Source organism: Pseudonocardia sp. Ae331_Ps2 (assembly GCF_001932405.1).
Taxonomy (GTDB): domain Bacteria; phylum Actinomycetota; class Actinomycetes; order Mycobacteriales; family Pseudonocardiaceae; genus Pseudonocardia.
Genome location: NZ_MCIM01000001.1, coordinates 4,257,694 through 4,279,232, shown reverse-complemented (window position 1 = coordinate 4,279,232; position 21,539 = coordinate 4,257,694). Strand labels below are relative to the sequence as shown.

Genomic DNA, 21,539 nt, shown 5'->3' with positions numbered 1-21,539 from the left:
TGCGGACGTAGCGCAGCTGGTAGCGCATCACCTTGCCAAGGTGAGGGTCGCGGGTTCGAATCCCGTCGTCCGCTCTGCCGGGCCGCGACAGCAGGCCGGTTTCCGGCGGCGTGGCCGAGTGGCTTAGGCAAGGGCCTGCAAAGCCCTGTACGCGGGTTCGATTCCCGCCGCCGCCTCGCGCGATTAGCTCAGCGGGAGAGCACTACCTTGACACGGTAGGGGTCACTGGTTCAATCCCAGTATCGCGCACCATTTCCCAGATCCCCGGGGCCGCACGTCGGCCTCGGGGATCTTGCTTTTCCCGAACGTGACCGGATGGCCGACACGGCCCGCGAGAGGCCGGCAGCGCGCTCCCCCGGACGCCTCCGGCCGTCATAGCGCCGCCGACCTGGGCAGACGATCATCGGGTACCCCCTCGACAGCGGCCACGGACCGTGCGCTACTGTTCTCCCAACGCACCGGGAACTCGCGGAAACGCTTCGGGAACGGTGCGACATGCGGACGTAGCGCAGCTGGTAGCGCATCACCTTGCCAAGGTGAGGGTCGCGGGTTCGAATCCCGTCGTCCGCTCTGCCGGGCCGCGACAGCAGGCCGGTTTCCGGCGGCGTGGCCGAGTGGCTTAGGCAAGGGCCTGCAAAGCCCTGTACGCGGGTTCGATTCCCGCCGCCGCCTCGCGCGATTAGCTCAGCGGGAGAGCACTACCTTGACACGGTAGGGGTCACTGGTTCAATCCCAGTATCGCGCACCATGTCCCGGATCCCCGGGGCCGGAATCCCGGCCCCGGGGATTCTGCGTTTCCGGGCTCCGCGCCGAGGTCACCGCACCTGTTCCACCGGCCGCACCAGCACCTCGTTGACCGCCACGTGCCGCGGTCGGGTCACGATGTAGACGACGGCGTCGGCGATGTCGGCCGGCTGCAGCACCCCGCGCTCGCCCGTCGAGGTCACGTCCGGCGCGTACTGCGCACCCGAGGTCGTCATCTCCGAGGTGACGAGGCCGGGCTCCACGAGGCCCACCCGCACGTGGCGTTCGGCGTACTCCTGGCGCAGCGCCTCGCAGAACGCGCCGACCCCGTGCTTGGTGGCCGCGTAGACATTGCTGTGCGGGGAGGGGACCCGTCGTCCGGCCGCCGAGCTGATCGTCACCACGTCGGCGACGCCGCGCGGGCCACCGGCTGCCGACGCCAGGTGCGGCAGGGCCGCGTGCGTCGCCGACAGCACACCCATGAGGTTGACGTCGATCATCCTGCGCCAGTCCGCGACGTCGGCCTCGGCCGCCGGGCCCCAGGCCCCGACGCCGGCGTTGTTGACCAGCACGTCCAGCCCGCCGTGCTGCTCGACCACGGCCGCCACGGCGGCGTGCAGCGCGTCGTCGTCGGCGACGTCCACCGGGTGCACCGACGACCCCGGCAGCGAGTCCGCCAGCTCCTCGAGCCGCTCCCGGCGCCGGGCCAGCAGCGCCACCGTCGCACCCTCGGCCGACAGCGCCCGTGCGGTCGCCTCACCGATGCCGCTCGACGCTCCCGTCACGATCACCGTCGTCCCGTCCAACCGTCCGCTCATGACGGCGGTGTACCCGCACCCCGGGCGCAGTAATGATCATCGCCGGGGTGCGGCGCGGAGACCAGGATCCGGTGGGCTATCGTGGTCGGGCACGCACCGGGGACGGTGCGCATGCGGACGTAGCGCAGCTGGTAGCGCATCACCTTGCCAAGGTGAGGGTCGCGGGTTCGAATCCCGTCGTCCGCTCCACCTCACCCGGGGCGCCACCCGTTCCGGTGCCGCGCGAACCCACCTTCGGAGTCGATCACCTGTCCGGTGATCCAGGCCGCCTCGTCGGTGCACAACCAGGCGATTAGCCGGGCCGGGTCGTCCGGCTCACCGAACCGGCCGAACGGGAACATCGGGGCCATCTCGCGGAACGCGTCCGCGCCGAGGTAGCCGGTGTCGACCGGCCCCGGGTTCACCGTGTTGACCCGCAGCCGCCGGTCCGCGAGCTGGTCGGCCAGGGTCGGGGTGATCCCCGCGACGGCCGCCTTCGCCGCGGCGTAGGCCACCTCACCGGGCATCGGCCCGCGTGCCTGCCCCGAGGTGAGCAGGACGGCCGCGCCACCGGGACGGGTGTCGTCGTGCGCGTTCGCCCACGCCTGGACCAGCAGGATCGAGGCACGCGCGTCGACCGCCCAGTGCCGGTCCAGCTCCACGGACAGCTCCCCCAGCGGGCCGTCGGACCCCGACAGCGCCTGGTTGGCGACGAGCAGATCCACCGGCCCGGCGAGCTCACGGGCGGTGTCGAGCAGCCGCTGCGGCGCGGACGGGTCGGCGAGATCGGCGTGCACCCCGGCGACGGGCGCCGTCGCGTGCGTCCGCACCTCGGCCAGCACGTCGTCGACGTCGTCGGCGCCCCACGGCTGCGCCGCGTCGTGCGGGGCGAAGTGGTGCACGACCACGGCCGCGCCGTACGCGGCGAGCCGGCAGGCGGTCGCGTGCCCGATCCCGCCGCGACGGCCACCGCCGGTCACGAGCGCGGTCCGGCCGCGCAACGGCATCGGGTCCCGGCGCAGGGTGCTCACACCCCGACCCTGCCCGACCACGCCCCGGCCGCGCGAGGGAGAAAGTGGGCGGACCGGGCTCAGCGGCGGCCCGGACCCGCTGCGCCGTGGCTGAGGTGTGCGTGCTCGCTCTGCAGGCTGAACAGCGCGAGCGTCTCGGCGGGCCGGTCGTCGGCGCTGCCGATCCAGTGCGGTGTGCCGGTGTCGAACTCGACGACCTCGCCGGGGTCGAGGAGGTGCTCGGTGTCGTCGAGGACCAGCCGCACCCGGCCGTCGAGGACGTAGAACCACTCGTAGCCCTCGTGGGTCTGCAGGGCGGTCGTCGCGGACGCGGCCGCCGGAGGGTAGATCACCTTGAAGGCCTGGACCCCACCACCGCGCCGGGTCAGCGGGACGAACACCAGCCCGCGGTGACGCACCGGGCGCAGGTGGATGCGGGGATCGCCGGTCGGTGGTGCCTGCACCAGGTCGTCGAGCGGGACCCCGTGGGCCCGGGCCAGCGGCAGCAGCTGCTCCAGCGTCGGCCGCAGCTTTCCGGTCTCCAGCCGGGACAGCGTGCTCGCGGTCAGGGAGGTCTCCGCGGCGAGCTGGTCGAGGGTGGCGCCGCGGCGACGGCGCAGGTCCCGCAGCCGCGGGCCCACCCCGGCGAGCACGTCGCGTCCGGTGTCGTCCACACCGCCAGATTGCCGATCGGCAAGGTTCCTTGCAAGACGGAGCGGCGGGCCCGGCCTCTCGGAGAGGCAGGCATCAGCCCCGAGCCGTCTCCGGGGTGATCGCGCAACGCAGCCGTGCGGGCAGTGCCTGCGGGTCGGGCGCGCCGTCCTGGAGCCAGCGGGTCACCGCGCGGACGTCGTCGGTGCTGCGGACCGGGCCGACCGCGACCACCGGCGACTCGGGACGGGTGCGGGTCGCGTCGCAGGCCTGCACCAGCAGCATCAGCCCGGGCCGGCGGACCGCACAGACGCCCGGCCCGAGCCGGCACCCGGTGGTCACGAGCACCCCGTGGGCGCTGTCCTGCACCACCGCGCGCAGGCCCTCCACCAGCACCTCGTCGATGCCGGGCAGGGCCGCGACGGTGCCGTGCGCGTCCTCGTCGAATCCCGACGGCGCGTGGGCACAGGCCCCGCACCGGACCACCGTGAACCCGTCCACCGGCACCCCTTCCTGTAAACAGTAATCATTGTCGATTACTATGACGGTAACACCCGCGACGCAGGAGGAACACCGTGAAGCCCGGCATCCACCCCCCGTACGGCCCGGTCGTCTACCGCGACACGTCCACCGGCGACGAGTTCCTGACCCGGTCGACCGAAACCTCGCGCGAGACCGTCGAGTGGTCGGACGGGAACACCTATCCCCTGATCAAGGTGGACACGACCTCGGCGTCGCACCCGTTCTGGACGGGCAACGCGCGGGTGCTCGACGCCGCCGGCCAGGTCGAGAAGTTCCGCCGCCGCTTCGGGGAGCGCACGCGCGGCTGACCCCGCGTAGCGTCGCCGGCATGCGCCGCCGTCGCGAACGGGTCCAGGTCGTCACCGACCTGACCGAGCCGCTGGCGGTCGAGCACGGTCGTCGCATCCGGATCCGGCTCGTCGCGATGGCGGTGTGGATCGCGGGCTGGCTCGTCGCCGGCGCCCTGTGGCGCGACGGGTGGCTGGCCACCGCGATCCTGCTGGCCAGCGGCCCGGGAGTGTGGGTGCTGTGGCTGTTCGTCCCGTCCCGGGAGCGCGGACGGCGCGAACCGGTCGGCCGCCGGCCCCCGCGGGCACTGCCCGCGCCGCGGGAGCCGCGGGAGTGATCGGGTGGGCGGCCGCGGAGTTCCGCGACCACCCACCCCGGCATCCGGCGTCGTGGGCCGGAGGGTCATCCCGTTCTGCTGATCTCCACCATGTCCTCGCGCGGCACGACCTTCGTCCGCTCGCGGCCGCGCGCCTCGCCGAGGCTGCGCTCGTGCTTGTCGAGCGCGAGCCAGCCGCTCCAGGTCGTGTAGGCCACGCCCCGGCGCTCCAGCAGCGCCTCGACCTCCGCCGGATCGCGGCGGGGCGCCCGGGGCAGCTGCGGGGCGTCGGCCAGCAGGCTTGCGACGGTCTCCGACGCGCAGCCCTTGGTGTGCCCGATCAGCCCGACCGGTCCGCGCTTGATCCAGCCGACGGCGTAAACGCCGGGCAGCTCCTGGCCGTCGATGTCGTGCACCCGCCCCTTGCGGTGCGGCAGCACGCCGTGCTCGTGGTCGAACGGCAGATCGGCCAGGTGCGAGCCGGTGTAGCCGATCGCCCGGTAGACCGCACCGACCGGGAAATCGGTGAACCGGCCGGTGTCGCGGACGTCGCCGTGGCCGGTGTACTCGGTGCGCTCGATCCGGATGCCCTCGACGCGGTCGGTGCCGAGGATCCGCTCGGGGCGCGAGAGGAAGTGCAGGTGCACCCGGCGCGGATCGCCGCGCCGGTCGCGCAGCGCCCACCCCTGCAGGGTCCGCACCACCATCTCGACGTGCTTGGCGGAGCGGACCTCGGCGGCGGCGACGTCGTCGAACTCGACGTCGGCCGGGTCGACGATCACCTCGACACCCGGGACGTGGTCGAGCTCGCGCAGCTCCATCGGGCTGAACCGGGCGTGGGCGATCCCGCGACGGGCGAACACGTGCACGTCGGTGGCCGGGTTGCGGGAGAGCCCGGCGTGGACCGAGTCCGGGATCTCGGTGCTCGCCAGGTCCTCGGCGGTGCTCGCCAGGATCCGGGCGACGTCCAGGGCCACGTTCCCGGCACCGATCACCGCGACCGACGACGCGTCGAGCGTCCAGTCCCGGGGTACGTCGGGGTGGCCGTCGTACCATTGCACGAAGCTGGCGGCACCGTGGCTGCCCGGCAGGTCGATCCCGGGGACGTCGAGGTCCCGGTCCCGCTCGCAGCCGGTGGCCGCGACGACCGCGTCGTAGTGCTCGCGCAGGTCGGACAGGGTGATGTCGGTCCCGACGTGGACGTTGCCGAACAGCCGCACACCGGGGCGGTCCAGCACGCGGTGCAGGGCGTGCACGATCTGCTTGATCCGCGGGTGGTCCGGGGCGACGCCGTAGCGGACCAGCCCGAACGGTGCGGGCAGCTTCTCGAACAGGTCCACGGTGACGTCGGCGTCGGACTTCAGCAGGGTGTCGGCGGTGTAGACGGCGGCCGGACCGGCACCGATCACGGCGACGCGCAGCGCAGTCATCGTTCTCCTCGGGTGTCGACGGACCCCGAGGCTATAGCAAGGTAAGCCTTGCCTAACTATGATGCAGGCAACACCGTGCGCGGCAACTGGTCCGGGAAGTGCCCGCCGACCCGTTCGGAATGGCGTCGCCACTCCCGCGGGTAGCCCAGCGACACCTCGACGAACGGCACGCCGTCGACGGTGACCGTGCGCGGGATGTGCAGGTGACCGTGCACGACCGCCCGGGCCCGGTAGCGGCGGTGCCAGTCCGCCGTCGCCGTCGTCCCGCACCAGAGCGCGAACTCCGGGTACCACAGGACGTCGCAGGGCTCGCGGACCAGCGGCCAGTGGTTCACCAGGACGGTCGGCAGGTCCGGGTCGAGCGCGTCGAGGCGGGCGACGGTGGCGGCCACCCGGGCCGCGGACCACTCCGCCCGCGTCGCGTACGGGTCCGGGTGGAGCAGGTACTCGTCGGTGCAGACGACACCCGCGGCGTGGGCCGCGGCCAGCCCCTCCTCCGGGGTCGAGGTGCCGGCGGGCAGGAACGAGTAGTCGTAGGGCACGAACAGCGACGCGACGACGACCGGTCCGCCCGGCCCGTCCCACACCGGCCACGCGTCCTCCGGGGTCAGCACCCCGATCTCCCGGCAGCGGCGGACCAGCTCGTCGTAGCGGGCGACACCGGAGAGCCGCTCGACCGAGTCGGCCCGGACATTCTTGGCGCGGGTCCAGAGCTCGTGGTTGCCCGGTGTCCACAGCACCCGGGCGAAGCGGTCGCGCAGCGCGGCGAGCGTCGCGACGACGCTCTCGATCCGTTCGTCGACGTCACCTGCGACGATCAGCCAGTCGCCCGGGTGCGACGGGCGCAGCCCCGCGGCGATGTCACCGTTCTCCGCGTACCGCACATGCAGGTCACTGACCGCGAGCAGGCGCGGCTCCCCGACGGCGGTCACCCGTCATTGGTACCCGGTGACACCGGGGCCACCCCCCGCCGGGGCGGCGAAACGCGCCTACCCGCGGTAACTTACCCCTGGTAGCTTCGGATTCGAGCTCGACGACGAGGCGGGGAGGCCGGCATGGCGGCATCGCGAGGCGTACGACGGTGGATCCGGTGGGTGCTGCGGCACGGGGCGATGCGCCAGGAGGTGACCCGCCAGGCGGGCAAGGGCGACCTGGGCGCCCACATGATCATCAGCCCGGAGGTGGTCCGGGACCCGTACCCGGCCTACGAGCAGATCCGTGGTCAGGGCCGGATGGTGCGCTCGGCCCTGACCTGGACCACGGTCGACCACGAGATCACCACCGAGGTGCTGCGCAGCCCCGACTTCTGCGTGGGCATGCGCATGCCGGAGAACGCCCCGGGCCTGCTGCGCGCGCTGCTCGCGGCGGGCGGGACCTGGCCGCTCGGGCCGGCCGAACCGCCGTCGCTGCTGGCGATCGACCCGCCGGACCACAACCGGATCCGGAAGCTGGTCACCCGCTCGTTCAGTGCCAAGGCGATCTCATCGCTGCGCGGACGCACCGAGGAGATCGCGGCGCAGCTGCTCGCGGACCTCGAGGCCCGGGCCGGCGCCGACCGGCGCACCGACGTCATCTCCGGCTACGCCTCGCTGCTGCCGGCCACGGTCATCACCGAGATGCTCGGCGCTCCGGTGGAGATGCGGGAGCAGTTCCTCGAGTGGGGCGCCGGCGGGGCCTACTCCCTGGACATGGGACTGGACTACGCGAAGTTCCGCCGGTCCGAGCGCGACATCGACGCGCTCACCGAGTGGATGGCCGAGCACTTCGAGCGGCTGCGCCGCGAGCCCAACGACTCCATCCTGTCCTCCCTGGTCGCCACCTACGACGAGGAGGAGGGCCGGCTCACCCACGACGAGCTGCTGTCGCTGGCGATGCTGCTGCTCGCCGCTGGGTTCGAGACGACGGTCAACCTGATCGGCAACGGCACCCGCCTGCTGCTGACCCACCCCGACGAGCTCGCCCGGCTGCAGGCCGACCCGGCACTGTGGCCGAACGCCGCCGACGAGATCCTGCGCTACGACTCCCCCGTCCAGCGGACCGCGCGCGTCGCCGCCCGCGACACCGAGGTGTGCGGGTTCCCGGTCGAGCGGGGCGCGCTGGTGGTCACCCACCTCGGCGGTGCGAACCGGGACCCGGAGGTGTTCGCCGACCCGGCCCGCTTCGACGTCGGGCGCGAGGGGGCTGACCGCCACGTCGCGTTCAGCCAGGGCATCCACTACTGCCTGGGTGCGGCACTGGCGAAGATGGAGGGCGAGGTCGGGCTCCGGGCGCTGTTCGACCGCTACCCCGACCTGCGTGCCGACGGCCCCGCCGAGCTGCGCGGGACCCGGGTGCTGCGCGGCTACCGGACGCTGCCGGTCCGCCTGGGCGACGCCCGGGTCCCCGTCGACGTCTGAGCTCAGGCCCGGTTGGTGGCGCTGGTGACCGTCGTCGTCACCAGGCTGATGATCGACATCCCGATGACGAGGTGGATCACCGCGGTGGCGATGCGGACCGTCCAGGGCTGCTCGGTGAGGATCAGCGGCGACACCGCGGCCAGCGCGGTGAGCAGCCCGGCGATCCAGCCGAAGTAGGACATGGGGCTGGGCACCGCGACCAGCAGCAGGTGCGCGAGGCCGGTGGCCGCGAGACCGGCGACCGCCGCCCAGCTCGCGAGGCTCTGCGCCGCGGCCCACCCGTCGAGCGGCTCGGAGACGGCCGGGGCCAGGTACGGGATCTGCAGCAGGACCTGCAGGATCAGCAGCCCCACCAGGGCGATCAGCGCGGCGGTCACCGCCGTCGCCACACCGCCGGCCCACAGCCGGCCGGGGTTCACCCCGCTGCGGGGACGCGGCCGGGCGGTCTCCCGGCTCATCTCTCGGGTGCGGTCGTCGGCCTCGGACATCGTCGTACTCCCCCGGTCGCGGACGGGCCGTGCGCGGCGTCGGTGCGGCGCCGCGCGGCGGTGACCACCCGCGCCGGGTGATCACCTGTGGTGGGCAGAAGACTACGCCCCGCGACGACGCCCCGTCCGCCCGCGGCGCAACGCGGCGAGTGCGGCCTCCGCGTCGGCGACCACCCGCTCGCCACGGCGTTCCAGGGCCTCCCCCGACTCGGCGCCCGAGCCCATGTTGCCCTGGGCGTACCGCGTCCAGACCCCGGCCCCGATGCAGGCGCAGCGCCAGTGCGCGAACGCCACCCAGTACGGCAGCTGGTCCAGCGCCCGCCCGGAGCGGGCGGCGTAGCGGGCGGCGACGAGGTCACGGTCGGGCCAGCCGGGCGCCGCGGTCGGGCCGCTGGTGATCGCCGGCAGGGTGTCGCCGGGACGCTCCCAGGACGCCAGCAGCCACCCGAGGTCGGCCAGCGGTTCCCCCAGGGCCGCCAGCTCCCAGTCGAAGACACCGGTGATCCGGCCGCCGCGGAACGACAGGTTGCCCGGCCGGTAGTCGCCGTGCGCGATCCGCGGACCGTCGGACGGCTCCGGCGGCATCGCCTCGACCAGTGCGGCGTGCGCGGCGTCGAGCGCGGCGAGGTCGGTGAACGCGCCGGCGTGCGCCTGCCGGTGCCAGCGGCGCAGCTGCCGCTCCAGGTAGCGGCCGGGCCGCGCCAGGTCGGCGAGCCCCACCTCGGTGGGGTCGACGGAGTGCAGTGCGGCGAGCACCTCGGCGGTGTCGAGACCGCAGGCCCGCCGTTCCGGTTCGGGGACGGCCTCGCCCGCGGCGCGGTCCCCCGGGACGACACCGTCGACCCAGCCCATCAGGTAGAAGCCGGCGCCGAGCACCGCGGTGTCCGTGCAGAGGGCGACCGGCTCCGGCACCGGGACCGCGGTGCCGGCCAGTGCGGTCAGGAAGCGCCACTCCCGGCCCATGTCGTGCGCGGTGGCGAGCACACCCCCGGTCGGTGGGCGGCGCAGTGCGTACGGCGTGCCGCGGGCGTCGGTGACCCGGAAGGTGAGGTTGGAGTGTCCGCCGGAGATCCGCTCCACGGCCACCGGGCCGTCGCCGAGCTCGACCTGCGGCACCTCGGCCGCCAGCCAGCGGGTCAGGGCGACCGGGTCCACCCCGTCGTGTGCGTCGGTCATCCCCCGATGCAACATGATCGCCCCCGCGCCGACCAGCCCCCGGACGGAGAACACCGGCACGTCCTCCGGGCCGGACCGCGCGACCAGTGGCACCGGCGGCCCCGGCGGCACGGCCCTGGGTTTCCCGGCACCGGCCGAGGCGTCCGCTCCTAGGACGGTGGCAGGACGAGCCGGGCCAGCAGGCGTTCGGCCTCCGCGGCCGGGTCCGCGGTGAGCCCGGTGTGCACTGGGCCGGGGCACACGATGGTGCTGCGGGCGGTGGTGAGGCGCCGGAAACGGCGTCCGATGTCCTCCCCCGCGCCGGGGCCGCGGGCGGCCAGCGCGCCGGTGGCGTGCCGGTCCGACCGCGGCGGCTCGGGCACCGCGGCGACCGCGGCCACGGTCGCCAGCAGCTCGTCGACGGCGTCGGCGTCGGCGGTCGGGTCGAGCGCGGCCAGCCGGGCACGGTCGAGGTGGACGCGCACCGCGAGGACGTCGCGGGCCCGGCAGTGCAGCAGCACCCCGGCGTTCATCGACTCCCCGCGTTCCACCCGCGGCACGACCCGCAGCAGCGCGTACTCGTAGGGGACGAGGTCGCTCACCGGCCCTCCCCGCCGCCGACGCCACCGATCCGCAGCCACGGTGGACGGCGGGGCGCCCGGTCGACCGGCCGGGGTCTGCCCGCGGCCACCGTCGCGGCGACGCCCGGCAACCAGTCCCCGCGTGCCGCGACCCGGGCCAGCAGGGCCTCGGCGTAGGCGGCACGGACGGCGTCGGGACCGCCGACGCCGTCGACGTCGGCGATCCACTCGTCGGGGACGAGTGCCAGCACCTCGTCGAGCAGGGCCGGGGTGACCTGCGGGGCGAGCGCGGCGTCGGCGGAGTCGAGGTCGGGGTGCGCACCGAGCAGCACGTGGTCGCCGGCGTCGAACGGACGGTGGGCGAACCGCGACGCGGCCGACCAGTCGTGGGCGAAGGTGAGCGTCGCGCCGTGGTCGATCAGGTAGGGCCTGCGGTGCCAGAGCAGCATGTTCGAGTTGCGCCAGGAGCGGTCGACGTTCCCGACGAGCGCGTCGAACCAGAGCACCCGCCCGGCGAACCCGGGCCCGACGTCGAACGCGACCGGGTCCAGGTCGAGCGCCCCCGGCAGGAAGTCGACGGCGAGGTTGAGCCCGTCGGAGTTCCGGAGCAGCTCCTGGACCTCCTCGTCGGGCTCGGTGCGCCCGAGCGTCCCGTCGACGACGATCGTCGCGATCCGCGGGACGGGCAGGCCCAGCGCGCGGGCGAGCTCCCCGGCGACGATCTCGTTGACCAGCACCGGACGGCCCTGCCCGGCGCCGGTGAACTTCACCGCGTAGGTGCCGAGGTCGTCGGCCTCCATCAGTCCGGGCAGCGACCCGCCCTCGCGCAGCGGGGTCACGTACCGGATCGCGGTCAGCCGGGGCAGGGCCCGCTTCTCGGTCGTCGGCTCCTGGCTCACCCGCGGAGGTTAGCGCCGGACGTGCGAACGGCCCGCACCCCGTGGCGTCGGGGTGCGGGCCGTGGTCGCGCTCGCCGGCCGGGCCGGTAGGAGGATCACCGGCCCGCCCGGCTCCGGGGCGCGCGGGCGGGCCGGGAGGTACGGGTCAGACCGAGACGGTCTGGCGCGGGATCGCCTGGGTCTGCTCCATGCGGCGGGCCGCCTGGCGGGCCAGGAGCTCGTCGACGCTGAACCGGCCCGGGCCGCTGGACATGAGGATCAGCGTGGCGCAGATGATCGTGCCGACCGGCGCCCAGCCGTTGTCGGCCATGAACAGGCCGTTCTTGCCGTGGACGAACCAGATCGCGCCGGCCATCACGAAGGTCATCAGTGCACCGGGGACGACCATGCGGACACCGAGGGCGACCGACAGCGAGAACACGAGCTCGACCACGATCGTGAACGACGCCGCGCCGATGGCCAGCGGGATGCCGAACTTCGCGAACACGGCGGCGGTGTCGAACAGACCGGCGTCGATCTTCTTCCACGAGTGCATGACCATGATGTAGGCCAGCAGCAGACGGGCGACGAGCAGCGCGACGTCGCGCGGGGTTCCGGTCAGGGAGCGGTACACGGTTCCTCCAGGAGCGAGTTGGTCACCGCGGGTGAGCTCGTCACCACGGAATGCACAAGACCTAAGCGCACGAACGTGCTACTCCGCCGAGTTCAGCAACTCTGCGCGACGAAATGGCCGCACGGCGCGACGAGGCGCACCGGACGGCCGGTCACCCGACCGGGGAGCGCTGCGGCCGGTGCGTCACGCGGTACGACCGGACGAGCGGTCGCCGCACGGGCGCATCACCGCAGGTCACGAGCACGGAGGGTCGCACCTTCCGGGCGGCCATCACCCGTATGTCGCAGTGGTTCGACGACCACTCCGCAGGGGGTCACCGACGGTCGTCACGTCGTGCAGCCCGGCGTTCCGGACGTGCCGCTCGTCCCGCGGATCGTCGCGTACGACGGGCGGTTCGCCCGAGCGGCCCAGCGACGCGCCCCGGCTCGTGCCGGCGCGCTCGCGCCGGGGTGCTGCGCCATGATGGCCGCGTGTCCGACACGAACAGCCACGACATCACGGCGACCACGGAATGGACGGCGCTGACCGAGCACGCGGCGGAGGTCGAACCCCGACACCTGCGGTCGCTGTTCGACGACGACCCCGACCGCGCCGCCGCCCTCACCGCCACCGGCGCCGACCTGGTGCTCGACTACTCCAAGCACCGCATCACCCGAGACACCGTCGGTCTGCTGACGGACCTGGCGCGCGCGGCCGGACTGCCCGCGCGCATCGAGGCGATGTTCACCGGTGAGCACGTGAACACCTCCGAGGACCGGGCGGTCCTGCACACGGCCCTGCGGCTGCCGCGGGACGCGTCGCTCACCGTCGACGGCCAGGACGTCGTCGCCGACGTGCACGCCGTGCTGGACCGGATGGGCGAGTTCACCGACGCCGTCCGCTCCGGGGCGTGGACCGGGTTCACCGGGCAGAGGATCCGCACCGTGGTCAACATCGGCATCGGTGGCTCCGACCTGGGCCCGGTCATGGCCTACGAGGCGCTGCGGGACTACGCCCAGCGCGACCTCGAGTGCCGGTTCGTGTCCAACATCGACCCGACCGACCTGTACGAGAAGACCCGCGACCTCGACCCGGCGACGACCCTGTTCGTCGTCTCGTCGAAGACGTTCACCACGCAGGAGACGCTCACCAACGCCCGCAACGCGCGGTCCTGGCTGCTGTCCGGGCTTGGGACGGACGACACCGGAGCGGTCGCGAAGCACTTCGCCGCGGTCTCCACGAACGCCGAGAAGGTGGCGGAGTTCGGCATCTCCACCGACAACATGTTCGGGTTCTGGGACTGGGTGGGCGGGCGCTACTCGGTGGACTCGGCGATCGGCCTGTCGCTGATGTGCGCGATCGGCCGCGAGCACTTCGCGGAGTTCCTCGCCGGCATGCACGCCATGGACGAGCACTTCCGCCACACCCCGCTCGAGCAGAACCTGCCGGTGATCTCCGGGCTGCTCGGCGTCTGGTACTCGAACTTCTTCGGCGCCGACACCCGCGCGGTGCTGCCGTACTCGCAGTACCTGCACCGGCTGCCGGCCTACCTGCAGCAGCTCACCATGGAGTCCAACGGCAAGTCGGTGCGCGGTGACGGCACCCCGGTCACCACGACCACCGGCGAGATCTTCTGGGGCGAGCCGGGCACCAACGGCCAGCACGCGTTCTACCAGCTGCTGCACCAGGGCACCCGGCTCGTGCCGTGCGACTTCATCGGCTTCGCCCGTCCGCACCACGACCTGCCCGGCGAGGACGCGGCCGACTCCCACGACCTGTTCATGGCGAACCTGTTCGCCCAGTCCGCGGCGCTGGCGTTCGGCAAGACCGCCGCGGAGATCGAGGCCGAGGGCACCCCGGCCGACGTCGTGCCGCACAAGGTGATGCCGGGCAACCGGCCGTCGTCGACGGTCCTGGCCGAGAAGCTGACCCCGTCGGTGCTGGGGCAGATCATCGCCTTCTACGAGCACGTCACCTTCGTCGAGGGCACGATCTGGGGCATCGACTCCTTCGACCAGTGGGGGGTCGAGCTCGGCAAGGTCATGGCCAAGCAGTTCGGGCCCGCGCTCTACGGCGCGAACCCGCCGGACGCCGCCGAGTCCGGTCTCGACGCGTCCACCGCCGCGCTGATCGGTCGCTACCGCGCCTGGCGCGGTCGCTGAGACCCCTCGCCCGGCGGGGCCCCGTCCCGCCGGGCGAGAATCGCCCGGTGAACGATCCACGGTCGGCCCCGCTGCGGGCCCGCGTCACCGGTCCGGTCGCTGCGGCCCTGCTCCTGCTCGCCGGGGTGCTGATCGCCCTGGCAGCGACGGGGGTGCTGCAGAGCGGTGACACCGAGACCGCGATCGGACTCGCCGCGGACCGGATCCCGGGGGTCACGGTGGTGGCGCTGGTGGTCACCGAGCTCGGGAACACCGTCGGCAGCACCGCGGTCGCCCTGGTCGGCGCGGCCGTGCTCGGGCTGCGCGGCCGGGCCGCCGAGGGGCTGTGCCTGGCCGCGGTGCCGCTCGTCGCGAGCGTGGTGTTCACGGTGATCAAGCAGCTGCTCGACCGGGCCCGCCCACCCGCGGACCTGCAGGTCACCTTCATCGCGAACGAGTCCCTGCCCTCCGGACACGCGACGATGGTCGCCGCCGCCTGGACGGCGCTGGTGCTCGTGCTGTGGCCGGTACTGCGCCCGCGCGGCCGGGTGCTGCTCACCGCGTTCGCGGTGCTGTGGGCCGGAGCCGTCGGGTTCACCCGCATCTACCTGGGTGTGCACTGGCTGTCCGACGTGCTCGCCGGATGGACGCTCGGGGCGGCGCTCGCGTTCACCGGGGTGACGGTGCTGTCGCTGGTCCTCTACCGGCGGACCCGGCGACGGGACGTCACCGCGGCCTGACCCGGCCACCGGCGCCGGTCAGGCCCCGGGGTCGGCGTCCGGTGTCCCGGCGCCGGTCAGGGCGCCGGTGACGCGCGTGGCCCGCTCCCCCGCCGCGGCGAGGGTGCGGGCGTGGTCGTGCCAGGCACCGATGTCCTCGCGCAGCCACGCCGCGCGCAGTGCCTCCGTCGCCGTCGTCCACTGCCGCAGCAGCGCGACCCCCTCGGCGGCGCCCGCGGCCTTCCGGTGCGTGCGCAGCGCACCGGTCATCGCGAGCACGGCACGCGTCGCGGTCGCGACCTTCCCGGTGATCTCGATCGGCACCGGGAGTCCCGCCGTGGCCTGGGCGACGGCGGCGGCGCGGGTCAGCAGCAGCACCGCGGCCACCACCGCGACCAGCACGACGACCGCCGTCGCCCAGAACGCCGCGCCCGCCACCGGGGTGAACGCGAGCACCAGCACGACGAGCAGCAGCGCGGGGACCGCCCACCGGACCCCGCGGGCGGTCCGGGCCAGGAGGTGGGCCCGGCGCTGGACCCCGGGGTCGGGTGGGGTGTCGTCGGCGCGCACGAGGCCGCGGTCGACGTACAGCAGAGCGGTGTCGGACGCGTCCGGCATGGGGTGATTGTGCACGGCTCCCGGGAGGACGGAACCGCGGGATTCGCGTACCCGGTGAGCGAGCTCGCCGACGTCACGTCCGGCCGTGGGGACGGGGCGGGCACGTGCGGTCGCTCCGCCCGGGTTCAGACCTGCTCCCGCGGGCACCACCAGGTCGACCGCCCGCCGACGGTCCCGTGCACCATCTCCGTCCCGCAGCGCGGGCAGTGCCCGCCCGGACGCCGGTGCTCGACGACCTCACCGGTGTGGACGCCGCCGTGGGCGATGGCCCGCTCCAGCGTGCGGCCGAGGTCGCGGTGCAGCCGATCCAGGTCGGCGCGGGTCAGGTCGCGGACCGGGGCCGTCGGCGAGATCCTCGCCTGCCACAGTGTCTCGTCGGCCAGCAGGTTCCCGACGCCGGCCAGCACGGACTGGTCGAGCAGCCGGGCCTTCACCGCCGACGTGCCGCGCAGCAGGCGTTCGCGGAACTCGGCGGGGTCGATGCCCTCGGCGTCGGGTCCGAGGCCGGACAGGTCGGGGTCGAGCCGGACCCGGCCGAGACGGCGCTTGTCGAACAGCCGGAGCTGCCCGCCGTCGTCGAAGGTCAGGGTGAACCGGTCCCACTCGGCCTTGCGCGGCTGCCGGTCGAGGCGGGCGGGGCCGCCGCCGATGCGCTCACCGTCGGAGTCGGTGACCACGATCCGTCCGCCCATCCCGAGATGCACGCCGAGCGCGGGCCCCGCCTCGCCGTCGGCGGTCTCGGTGTCGCACCACATGGTCTTGCCGATCCGGTTCGCCCGGGTGAGCCGCCCGCCCTTCAGCGCCGAGGCGATGTCACCGGGCCGGTGCGGGCGGCAGACCCAGTCGTCGCGGTCGTCGACGGCGGTGATCGTGCGGCCGACGGCCTCGGCGAGGACGGTGCGTGCGTTCTCCACCTCGGGCAGCTCCGGCATGACGGTCAGTGTGGCGTGGCCGGGGAACACGCGCGCGCCGGTCCGTCGTTGGGGCCGGTGTGACTGCTGGTGAACGGATGAAGGTGCGGGCGCCCGAACTGCGCGGACGGCGGTGGCTCAACACCGGCGGCGAGGACGTGACCCTCGCCGGGCTGCGCGGGCGGATCGTGGTGCTCGACTTCTGGACGTTCTGCTGCGTCAACTGCCTGCACGCGCTCGACGAGCTGCGGCCCCTGGAGGCCGAGTTCGGCGACGTCCTGACGATCATCGGGGTGCACTCGCCGAAGTTCGTGCACGAAGCGGACCCGGCCGCCGTCGAGGCCGCGGTGGAGCGCTACGACGTCACCCACCCCGTCCTCGACGATCCCGAGCTCACCACCTGGGACGCCTACGCCGCCCGCGCCTGGCCGACCCTGGCCGTCGTCGACCCGGACGGGTTCGTCGTCGCCCGGATGGCGGGCGAGGGCCACGGCCCCGGCCTGGCCGCGCTGGTCCGGGAGCTGGTCGCCACGCACGGCGACCGGCTGCGCCGCGGGGACGACCCGTACGTCCCGCCGCCCGCGCCGGACACCGCGCTGCGCTTCCCCGGCTCGGCCGTCGCGCTGCCCGGCGGCACGTTCCTCGTGTCCGACACCGCCCACCACCAGCTCGTCGAGCTGGCGGGCGACCTGGAGACCGAGGTGCGGCGGATCGGGGCCGGGGAGCGCGGGTTCGCCGACGGCGCGGCGTCGGCGGCGCGGTTCTCCGAGCCGCAGGGGCTGCTGGTCCTCCCCTCCGGCGACGCCGTCCTGGTCGCCGACACCGTCAACCACGCGGTCCGGCGGGTCGACCTGGCCGACGGCACCGTGTCCACCCTGGCCGGGACCGGTGAGCAGCTGCGCGAGCGGGTCGCGGTGGGCGCCACGTCGACGCTGCTGTCCTCGCCGTGGGACCTCGCGTGGTGGGGCGGCACGGTCGTCGTCGCCATGGCGGGCCCGCACCAGCTGTGGACCCTCGACCCCGCCACCGGCGAGGCCCGGGTGCTGGCCGGGACCACCACCGAGGGGCTGCGCGACGGGGCGTTCGACGAGGCGTTCTTCGCCCAGCCCTCCGGGCTCGCGGTGGGCCCCGACGGGACGCTGTGGGTCGCCGACTCCGAGATCTCCGCGCTGCGACGGATCGGGGACGGCCCCGGGGCCGCGGTCGCGACGGCCGTCGGGCAGGGGCTGTTCGAGTTCGGGCACCGCGACGGCCCGGCCGCGCAGGCGCTGCTGCAGCACCCGCTCGGGGTGACCGTGCTGCCCGACGGCTCGGTCGCCGTCGCCGACACCTACAACGGTGCCGTGCGCCGGTTCGACCCGGCCACGAACCGGGTCTCGACGCTGGCCGAGGGGCTCGCCGAACCGTCGGACCTGCTCGTCGACGGCGAGACACTGGTCGTCGTCGAGTCCGCGGCGCACCGGCTGGTGCGGCTGCCCGTCCCGGCCGGGTCGCTCGTGGCCGGCGACGCCCACGTCGTCCGGCGTACCCCGACGACGCTCGCCCCGGACGTGACGCTGCGGATCGGGTTCACCCCGCCCACCGGCCAGCACCTCGACGACCGCTACGGCGACCCGACGTCGCTGACCGTGGTCGCCGACCCGCCGTCGCTGCTGCGGGGCGGCGGCGGCACCGCGACCGGGCTGACCCGCGAGCTGCGTCTGGACCCGTCCGTCGGCGCCGGGGTGCTGCAGGTCGCGGTGACCGCGGCGGCCTGCGACGACCCGTCGGACGGGTTCGCCGCCTGCCACCGCTACCAGCAGGACTGGGGCATCCCGGTGACCGTCGGCGACGACGGCCCGGCCGAGCTGGAGCTCGACCTGCGGTCGGTCTAGCCCTCCATCCAGGCGAGCACCGCCATCACGCGGCGGTGGTCGTCCGAGGACGGCGGCAGTCCGAGCTTGGTGAAGATCGAGGAGATGTGCTTCTCCACCGCGCCCTGGGTGATCACCATGAGCCGCCCGATCGCGATGTTGGTGCGGCCCTGGGCCATGAGCTCCAGCACCTCGCGCTCGCGCGGGGACAGCGCGGCCAGCGGGTCACGCCGGCGGCGCTTGGTGAGCAGCGCGGAGACGACCTCCGGGTCCAGCACGGTGCCGCCCGCGGCGACCCTGCCGAGCGCGTCGGACAGGTCAGCGAGCTTGGAGACGCGGTCCTTGAGCAGGTAGCCGACCCCGCCACCGGCCTCCAGCAGGTCGGTGGCGTAGGACTCCTCGACGTACTGGGACAGCACGAGGATCCCCACCGACGGGAACCTCCGGCGGATCTCCAGCGCGGCCCGCAACCCCTCGTCGGTGAACGACGGCGGCATCCGGACGTCCACGACGGCCACCTCGGGCTGGTGCTCCTCCACCGCCGCGACCAGCGCGGTGCCGTCCCCGACGGCGGCGAGCACCGTCGCGTCCGCCTCCTCCAGCAGCCGGACCAGGCCCTCGCGCAGCAGCACCGAGTCCTCGGCGAGCACCACCCGCATCGTCATGGACCCATCCTGGGTCACGCGTCGCCGAGGCCGGCGACCGGGACCTCCGCGGTCAGGACGGTCGGGCCACCGGGCGGGCTGTCGACCTCCAGGCGTCCCTCGACGATCTCCAGCCGGTCGGCGAGCCCGGCCAGGCCGTGGCCCTTGCCCGGGTGGGCGCCGCCGCGGCCGTCGTCGCGGACGCTGACCCGAAGCAGCGTCTCGTCGACGGTCACCGTGACGGTCACCGCGGTCGCGCCGGCGTGCTTGGCGATGTTGGTGAGCGCCTCGGTCACCACGAAGTACGCGGTGTTCTCGACCAGGGCGGGCAGCCGGGCACCGTCGTCGAGGCCGACGTCGAGGTCGACCGGGACCGGGCAGCGTCCCGCGGCGGCCCGCAGCGCCGGGCCGAGCCCGCGGTCGGCGAGGATCGGTGGTGCGATGCCCCGGGACAGCGCGCGCAGCTCCGAGAGCGCCTCACGGCTCTGTTCCAGTGCCTCGTGCAGCAGCGGGCGGGCGCGCTCGGGATCGTCGTCGAGGCGCCGGACGGCGGACTCCAGGTCCATGCCGAGCCGCACCAGCCGCTGCTGCGGCCCGTCGTGGATGTCGCGTTCGAGCCGGCGCAGGGTCTGTGCCTCGGCCGCGACGGCCGCCCGCCGCCCGGCGGCCAGAGCCAGCGCGCGGGCCCGCAGTGCGGCCGTCTGGTTGGTGAGCAGGCCGCGGGCGAGCAGTGCGCGCATGTCGGTCAGCCACCGCACGACCGTCGGCAGGGTCACGAGCAGCAGAACCCCGAGCCCGGTGTTGAGCGCGACGTCGCCGAGGGTGGAGTCGATGCCGGTGACGGACCCGAACAGCGTCCAGTTCTCCGGCCCGCGCGGCAACGACCACTGCCAGAACACGTAGAACAGCCCGCCGAGCCCGGTGACCGCCCACACCAGCGCGACCACCGCGGTCAGGATCCGGACCGGCAGGGCGGCGACCGCGTGCGCCACGTCGCGCCAGCTCTGGGGGTCGGCCAGCGCCCGGAACAGCCGTCCCATCAGCGAGCGCCCGCGGTTGGGCCGGTAGTGGTGCGGCGGGAGCGGACCGCCGGTCGCGCCCTCGGTGGCCCGGCGCTCCAGCTCGGCGAACCCACGCGCCGCGGCCAGCAGACCGACGGTGATGGGCAGCCCGATCCAGATGACGAACGTGCTCGCCCCCAGCACCAGCCCGACCAGCACCACCACCCCGCTGACGACCGCCAGCGGCAGCCCGGCCAGCAGGTAGGCCATCTGCGCGCCGAGCCGGGTGCGTCCCGGCCACGTCGACGGCCAGCCCGGCGCGTGCGGCAGGTGCAGGCCGCCGTCGCGCAGCAGGTACTCGCGCAGCGCGCCGTTGCCCCAGCCCTCCAGCGCACGGACCAGGTGCGGGTCCAGGTGGCTGCCGCCCGGCTCGTCGGGGTCCGGCCGCGGCCGGACGGCCTGCTCCTCCGCCATCACGGTCCACCTCCTCGCCTGCCGGTCGTCCCCTGCGCAGGATAGGCGGTGACGAACGCCGCGCCGGGGTCGCGTGGGGCGGGGGCGACATGGTGAGCTACCACTCGGTAACAGACGCGACGACGCGAGAAGGTGTGCCCGTGGACCCCGCCGACCTCACCGACGTCCTGGACTCCGTCCGTGACTTCATCCGCACCGAGGTGGTGCCGCAGGAGGAGCGGATCGACGCCGAGGACGCCGTCCCCGAGCGCATCGTCGCCCAGTGCAAGGAGATGGGCCTCTACGGCTTCACCATCCCCGAGCAGTACGGCGGCCTCGGTCTGACCGCCTCACAGGAGGTCCGGCTCGCGTTCGAGCTCGGCTGGACGACCCCTGCGCTGCGTTCGTTGTTCGGCACCAACAACGGCATCGCCGGGCACGTGCTGCTGGAGGGCGGCACCGAGGAGCAGAAGAAGCAGTGGCTGCCCCGGCTGGCGTCCGGTGAGGTCACCGCCTCGTTCGGGCTGACCGAGGCCGACGCGGGCTCCGACCCGTCGTCGCTCACCACCAGGGCCGTCCGCGACGGCGACGGCTGGGTCCTCAACGGCTCCAAGCGCTACATCACCAACTCCCCCGTCGCCGACGTGATCATGGTGTTCGCGCGGACCGACCCGGACGCCCCCGGCAACCGCGGCATCTCGACCTTCCTCGTCCCGAAGGGCACCCCCGGCCTCTCGGTCGGGCCGAAGGACCACAAGATGGGCCAGTTCGGCGCGTGGACCGCCGACGTGTACCTCGACGACGTCCGCGTCCCGTTCGAGAACGTCGTCGGTGGCGAGGACGGCATCGACAAGGGCTTCCTCGTCGCCGCCAAGTGCCTGGCCCACGGCCGGCTGCACATCGCCGCCGTCTGCGGCGGGATGGCCGACCGCCTGGTCCACGAGACCGTCGAGTTCGCCAGGACCCGGGAGCAGGGCGGCAAGCCGATCGCGCGGTTCCAGCTGGTCCAGGGCCTGGTCGCGGACTCGGTCACCGACGCGCGTGCCGGCCGCGGTCTGGTCCTCGACGCCGCTCGCAGCTTCGACGACGGCACCGACATGGTCTCCGGGCCCGCCGCCGCGAAGTACTTCTGCTCGGAGATGGTGGGCCGGGTCGCCGACCGCGCCGTCCAGGTGCACGGCGGGGCGGGTTACATGCGCGGGGTCGCGGTCGAGCGGTTCTACCGCGACGCCCGGCTCTTCCGGATCTACGAGGGCACCAGCCAGATCCAGCAGGTGATCATCGCCCGCGACGCGCTGGGCCGCGCCGCCCGCGGCTGACCGTTCGCCTG

General features: G+C 74.1%; 22 protein-coding genes and 7 tRNA genes. 14 read left to right on the top strand and 15 right to left on the bottom strand.

Translation table 11 applies throughout. From position 1 onward, the window contains the following. The first annotated feature begins 1 nt into the window (after nucleotide 1). From Ae331Ps2_RS20525 to Ae331Ps2_RS20500, 6 genes are all read left to right on the top strand, one after another. Nucleotides 2-74, top strand: a tRNA-Gly gene (locus tag Ae331Ps2_RS20525). A 30-nt stretch (nucleotides 75-104) separates the two neighbouring features. Next, a tRNA-Cys gene (locus Ae331Ps2_RS20520) sits at nucleotides 105-176 on the top strand. 1 nt (nucleotide 177) lies between these two features. Then, a tRNA-Val gene (locus tag Ae331Ps2_RS20515) sits at nucleotides 178-252 on the top strand. A 245-nt stretch (nucleotides 253-497) separates the two neighbouring features. Further along, nucleotides 498-570: transfer RNA gene (locus Ae331Ps2_RS20510), tRNA-Gly, on the top strand. 30 nt (nucleotides 571-600) lie between these two features. Beyond that, nucleotides 601-672: transfer RNA gene (locus Ae331Ps2_RS20505), tRNA-Cys, on the top strand. Nucleotide 673: 1 nt separating this feature from the next. Then, nucleotides 674-748: transfer RNA gene (locus tag Ae331Ps2_RS20500), tRNA-Val, on the top strand. Between the two features lie 67 nt (nucleotides 749-815). On the opposite strand, the gene Ae331Ps2_RS20495 is transcribed toward Ae331Ps2_RS20500, so the two are convergent. Further along, the gene (locus Ae331Ps2_RS20495; RefSeq protein WP_075307029.1) at nucleotides 816-1,562 is read right to left on the bottom strand and encodes an SDR family oxidoreductase; all 747 of its coding nucleotides are present in this window, start codon (nucleotides 1,560-1,562) and stop codon (nucleotides 816-818) included. A 113-nt stretch (nucleotides 1,563-1,675) separates the two neighbouring features. Between Ae331Ps2_RS20495 and Ae331Ps2_RS20490 the strand changes: the two genes are divergently transcribed. After that, nucleotides 1,676-1,751: transfer RNA gene (locus Ae331Ps2_RS20490), tRNA-Gly, on the top strand. Between the two features lie 2 nt (nucleotides 1,752-1,753). On the opposite strand, the gene Ae331Ps2_RS20485 is transcribed toward Ae331Ps2_RS20490, so the two are convergent. The 3 genes from Ae331Ps2_RS20485 to Ae331Ps2_RS30560 all read right to left on the bottom strand — a co-directional run bounded on the left by Ae331Ps2_RS20485 (nucleotide 1,754) and on the right by Ae331Ps2_RS30560 (nucleotide 3,703). Then, the gene (locus Ae331Ps2_RS20485) at nucleotides 1,754-2,572 is read right to left on the bottom strand and encodes an SDR family oxidoreductase (RefSeq protein WP_198932197.1); all 819 of its coding nucleotides are present in this window, start codon (nucleotides 2,570-2,572) and stop codon (nucleotides 1,754-1,756) included. Between the two features lie 59 nt (nucleotides 2,573-2,631). Beyond that, nucleotides 2,632-3,225, bottom strand: coding sequence for a helix-turn-helix domain-containing protein (locus Ae331Ps2_RS20480; protein WP_075329775.1), 594 nt, complete (start codon nucleotides 3,223-3,225; stop codon nucleotides 2,632-2,634). Between the two features lie 73 nt (nucleotides 3,226-3,298). Further along, nucleotides 3,299-3,703: a hypothetical protein gene (locus Ae331Ps2_RS30560; RefSeq protein ID WP_139318757.1), complete on the bottom strand. Its 405-nt coding sequence runs from the start codon at nucleotides 3,701-3,703 to the stop codon at nucleotides 3,299-3,301. A 74-nt stretch (nucleotides 3,704-3,777) separates the two neighbouring features. Between Ae331Ps2_RS30560 and Ae331Ps2_RS20470 the strand changes: the two genes are divergently transcribed. Both Ae331Ps2_RS20470 and Ae331Ps2_RS20465 read left to right on the top strand, forming a co-directional pair. Then, entirely contained in the window at nucleotides 3,778-4,032 is a 255-nt protein-coding gene (locus Ae331Ps2_RS20470; protein WP_020624102.1) for a type B 50S ribosomal protein L31, read from the top strand. A 20-nt stretch (nucleotides 4,033-4,052) separates the two neighbouring features. Continuing rightward, the gene (locus Ae331Ps2_RS20465; protein ID WP_075307032.1) at nucleotides 4,053-4,349 is read left to right on the top strand and encodes a hypothetical protein; all 297 of its coding nucleotides are present in this window, start codon (nucleotides 4,053-4,055) and stop codon (nucleotides 4,347-4,349) included. A gap of 65 nt (nucleotides 4,350-4,414) precedes the next feature. On the opposite strand, the gene Ae331Ps2_RS20460 is transcribed toward Ae331Ps2_RS20465, so the two are convergent. After that, nucleotides 4,415-5,758 (bottom strand): FAD-dependent oxidoreductase, encoded by a 1,344-nt coding sequence (locus Ae331Ps2_RS20460; protein ID WP_020624104.1) that lies wholly within the window; start codon nucleotides 5,756-5,758, stop codon nucleotides 4,415-4,417. 56 nt (nucleotides 5,759-5,814) lie between these two features. Beyond that, nucleotides 5,815-6,690 carry a metallophosphoesterase gene (locus Ae331Ps2_RS20455; RefSeq protein WP_075307033.1) on the bottom strand — a complete coding sequence of 292 codons (876 nt, stop codon included), beginning with the start codon at nucleotides 6,688-6,690 and terminating at the stop codon, nucleotides 5,815-5,817. Nucleotides 6,691-6,813: 123 nt separating this feature from the next. On the opposite strand from Ae331Ps2_RS20455, the gene Ae331Ps2_RS20450 reads away from it, so the two are divergent. Further along, complete coding sequence (locus Ae331Ps2_RS20450; protein ID WP_043278555.1) at nucleotides 6,814-8,154, top strand: cytochrome P450; 1,341 nt, start codon at nucleotides 6,814-6,816, stop codon at nucleotides 8,152-8,154. 2 nt (nucleotides 8,155-8,156) lie between these two features. Here the strand turns inward: Ae331Ps2_RS20450 and Ae331Ps2_RS20445 are convergent, their stop codons facing one another. From Ae331Ps2_RS20445 to Ae331Ps2_RS20425, 5 genes are all read right to left on the bottom strand, one after another. Further along, a complete protein-coding gene (locus tag Ae331Ps2_RS20445) occupies nucleotides 8,157-8,642 on the bottom strand; it encodes a DUF6069 family protein (protein WP_075307034.1) in 486 nt (161 codons plus the stop codon). Between the two features lie 102 nt (nucleotides 8,643-8,744). Then, entirely contained in the window at nucleotides 8,745-9,872 is a 1,128-nt protein-coding gene (locus Ae331Ps2_RS20440; RefSeq protein WP_233147584.1) for a phosphotransferase family protein, read from the bottom strand. A gap of 95 nt (nucleotides 9,873-9,967) precedes the next feature. Then, on the bottom strand, nucleotides 9,968-10,399 hold the full coding sequence (locus tag Ae331Ps2_RS20435; protein ID WP_083695807.1) for a DUF3037 domain-containing protein: 432 nt from the start codon (nucleotides 10,397-10,399) through the stop codon (nucleotides 9,968-9,970). Continuing rightward, nucleotides 10,396-11,277, bottom strand: a complete 882-nt coding sequence (locus Ae331Ps2_RS20430; RefSeq protein WP_075307036.1) for a HipA family kinase — start codon at nucleotides 11,275-11,277, stop codon at nucleotides 10,396-10,398. Before Ae331Ps2_RS20430 ends, Ae331Ps2_RS20435 begins: the two co-directional genes overlap by 4 nt. Before the next feature lie 145 nt (nucleotides 11,278-11,422). Then, nucleotides 11,423-11,890, bottom strand: a complete 468-nt coding sequence (locus Ae331Ps2_RS20425; protein WP_075307037.1) for a DoxX family protein — start codon at nucleotides 11,888-11,890, stop codon at nucleotides 11,423-11,425. Nucleotides 11,891-12,360: 470 nt separating this feature from the next. Here Ae331Ps2_RS20425 and pgi point away from each other — a divergent pair, with 470 nt between their 5' ends. Together pgi and Ae331Ps2_RS20415 are read left to right on the top strand one after the other, a co-directional pair. Then, the gene (gene pgi / locus Ae331Ps2_RS20420) at nucleotides 12,361-14,031 is read left to right on the top strand and encodes a glucose-6-phosphate isomerase (RefSeq protein ID WP_075307038.1); all 1,671 of its coding nucleotides are present in this window, start codon (nucleotides 12,361-12,363) and stop codon (nucleotides 14,029-14,031) included. Between the two features lie 47 nt (nucleotides 14,032-14,078). Next, nucleotides 14,079-14,750 (top strand): phosphatase PAP2 family protein, encoded by a 672-nt coding sequence (locus tag Ae331Ps2_RS20415; protein ID WP_075307039.1) that lies wholly within the window; start codon nucleotides 14,079-14,081, stop codon nucleotides 14,748-14,750. Nucleotides 14,751-14,768: 18 nt separating this feature from the next. Here Ae331Ps2_RS20415 and Ae331Ps2_RS20410 read toward each other — a convergent pair whose 3' ends face one another. Continuing rightward, nucleotides 14,769-15,347, bottom strand: coding sequence for a hypothetical protein (locus Ae331Ps2_RS20410; protein WP_075307041.1), 579 nt, complete (start codon nucleotides 15,345-15,347; stop codon nucleotides 14,769-14,771). Nucleotides 15,348-15,472: 125 nt separating this feature from the next. Continuing rightward, nucleotides 15,473-16,279 (bottom strand): Fpg/Nei family DNA glycosylase, encoded by an 807-nt coding sequence (locus Ae331Ps2_RS20405; RefSeq protein WP_075311979.1) that lies wholly within the window; start codon nucleotides 16,277-16,279, stop codon nucleotides 15,473-15,475. A 77-nt stretch (nucleotides 16,280-16,356) separates the two neighbouring features. Between Ae331Ps2_RS20405 and Ae331Ps2_RS20400 the strand changes: the two genes are divergently transcribed. Next, nucleotides 16,357-18,132, top strand: coding sequence for an NHL domain-containing thioredoxin family protein (locus tag Ae331Ps2_RS20400; protein ID WP_075307043.1), 1,776 nt, complete (start codon nucleotides 16,357-16,359; stop codon nucleotides 18,130-18,132). Here Ae331Ps2_RS20400 and Ae331Ps2_RS20395 read toward each other — a convergent pair. After that, nucleotides 18,129-18,770 carry a response regulator transcription factor gene (locus Ae331Ps2_RS20395; RefSeq protein WP_075311981.1) on the bottom strand — a complete coding sequence of 214 codons (642 nt, stop codon included), beginning with the start codon at nucleotides 18,768-18,770 and terminating at the stop codon, nucleotides 18,129-18,131. The genes Ae331Ps2_RS20400 and Ae331Ps2_RS20395 overlap by 4 nt on opposite strands. A 20-nt stretch (nucleotides 18,771-18,790) precedes the next feature. After that, nucleotides 18,791-20,230 carry a sensor histidine kinase gene (locus tag Ae331Ps2_RS20390; protein WP_020628297.1) on the bottom strand — a complete coding sequence of 480 codons (1,440 nt, stop codon included), beginning with the start codon at nucleotides 20,228-20,230 and terminating at the stop codon, nucleotides 18,791-18,793. Between the two features lie 140 nt (nucleotides 20,231-20,370). Between Ae331Ps2_RS20390 and Ae331Ps2_RS20385 the strand changes: the two genes are divergently transcribed. Further along, on the top strand, nucleotides 20,371-21,528 hold the full coding sequence (locus Ae331Ps2_RS20385) for an acyl-CoA dehydrogenase family protein (protein WP_075307045.1): 1,158 nt from the start codon (nucleotides 20,371-20,373) through the stop codon (nucleotides 21,526-21,528). Nucleotides 21,529-21,539: the final 11 nt, after the last annotated feature.

What these genes read in the sequence shown, in the direction of transcription:
- Ae331Ps2_RS20495 (WP_075307029.1), bottom strand. Translation starts at nt 1,562, where the DNA reads ATGAGCGGACGGTTGGACGGGACGACGGTGATCGTGACGGGAGCGTCG.
- Ae331Ps2_RS20465 (WP_075307032.1), top strand. Translation starts at nt 4,053, where the DNA reads ATGCGCCGCCGTCGCGAACGGGTCCAGGTCGTCACCGACCTGACCGAG.
- Ae331Ps2_RS20460 (WP_020624104.1), bottom strand. Translation starts at nt 5,758, where the DNA reads ATGACTGCGCTGCGCGTCGCCGTGATCGGTGCCGGTCCGGCCGCCGTC.
- Ae331Ps2_RS20450 (WP_043278555.1), top strand. Translation starts at nt 6,814, where the DNA reads ATGGCGGCATCGCGAGGCGTACGACGGTGGATCCGGTGGGTGCTGCGG.
- Ae331Ps2_RS20445 (WP_075307034.1), bottom strand. Translation starts at nt 8,642, where the DNA reads ATGTCCGAGGCCGACGACCGCACCCGAGAGATGAGCCGGGAGACCGCC.
- Ae331Ps2_RS20410 (WP_075307041.1), bottom strand. Translation starts at nt 15,347, where the DNA reads ATGCCGGACGCGTCCGACACCGCTCTGCTGTACGTCGACCGCGGCCTC.
- Ae331Ps2_RS20405 (WP_075311979.1), bottom strand. Translation starts at nt 16,279, where the DNA reads ATGCCGGAGCTGCCCGAGGTGGAGAACGCACGCACCGTCCTCGCCGAG.
- Ae331Ps2_RS20400 (WP_075307043.1), top strand. Translation starts at nt 16,357, where the DNA reads ATGAAGGTGCGGGCGCCCGAACTGCGCGGACGGCGGTGGCTCAACACC.
- Ae331Ps2_RS20395 (WP_075311981.1), bottom strand. Translation starts at nt 18,770, where the DNA reads ATGCGGGTGGTGCTCGCCGAGGACTCGGTGCTGCTGCGCGAGGGCCTG.
- Ae331Ps2_RS20390 (WP_020628297.1), bottom strand. Translation starts at nt 20,230, where the DNA reads ATGGCGGAGGAGCAGGCCGTCCGGCCGCGGCCGGACCCCGACGAGCCG.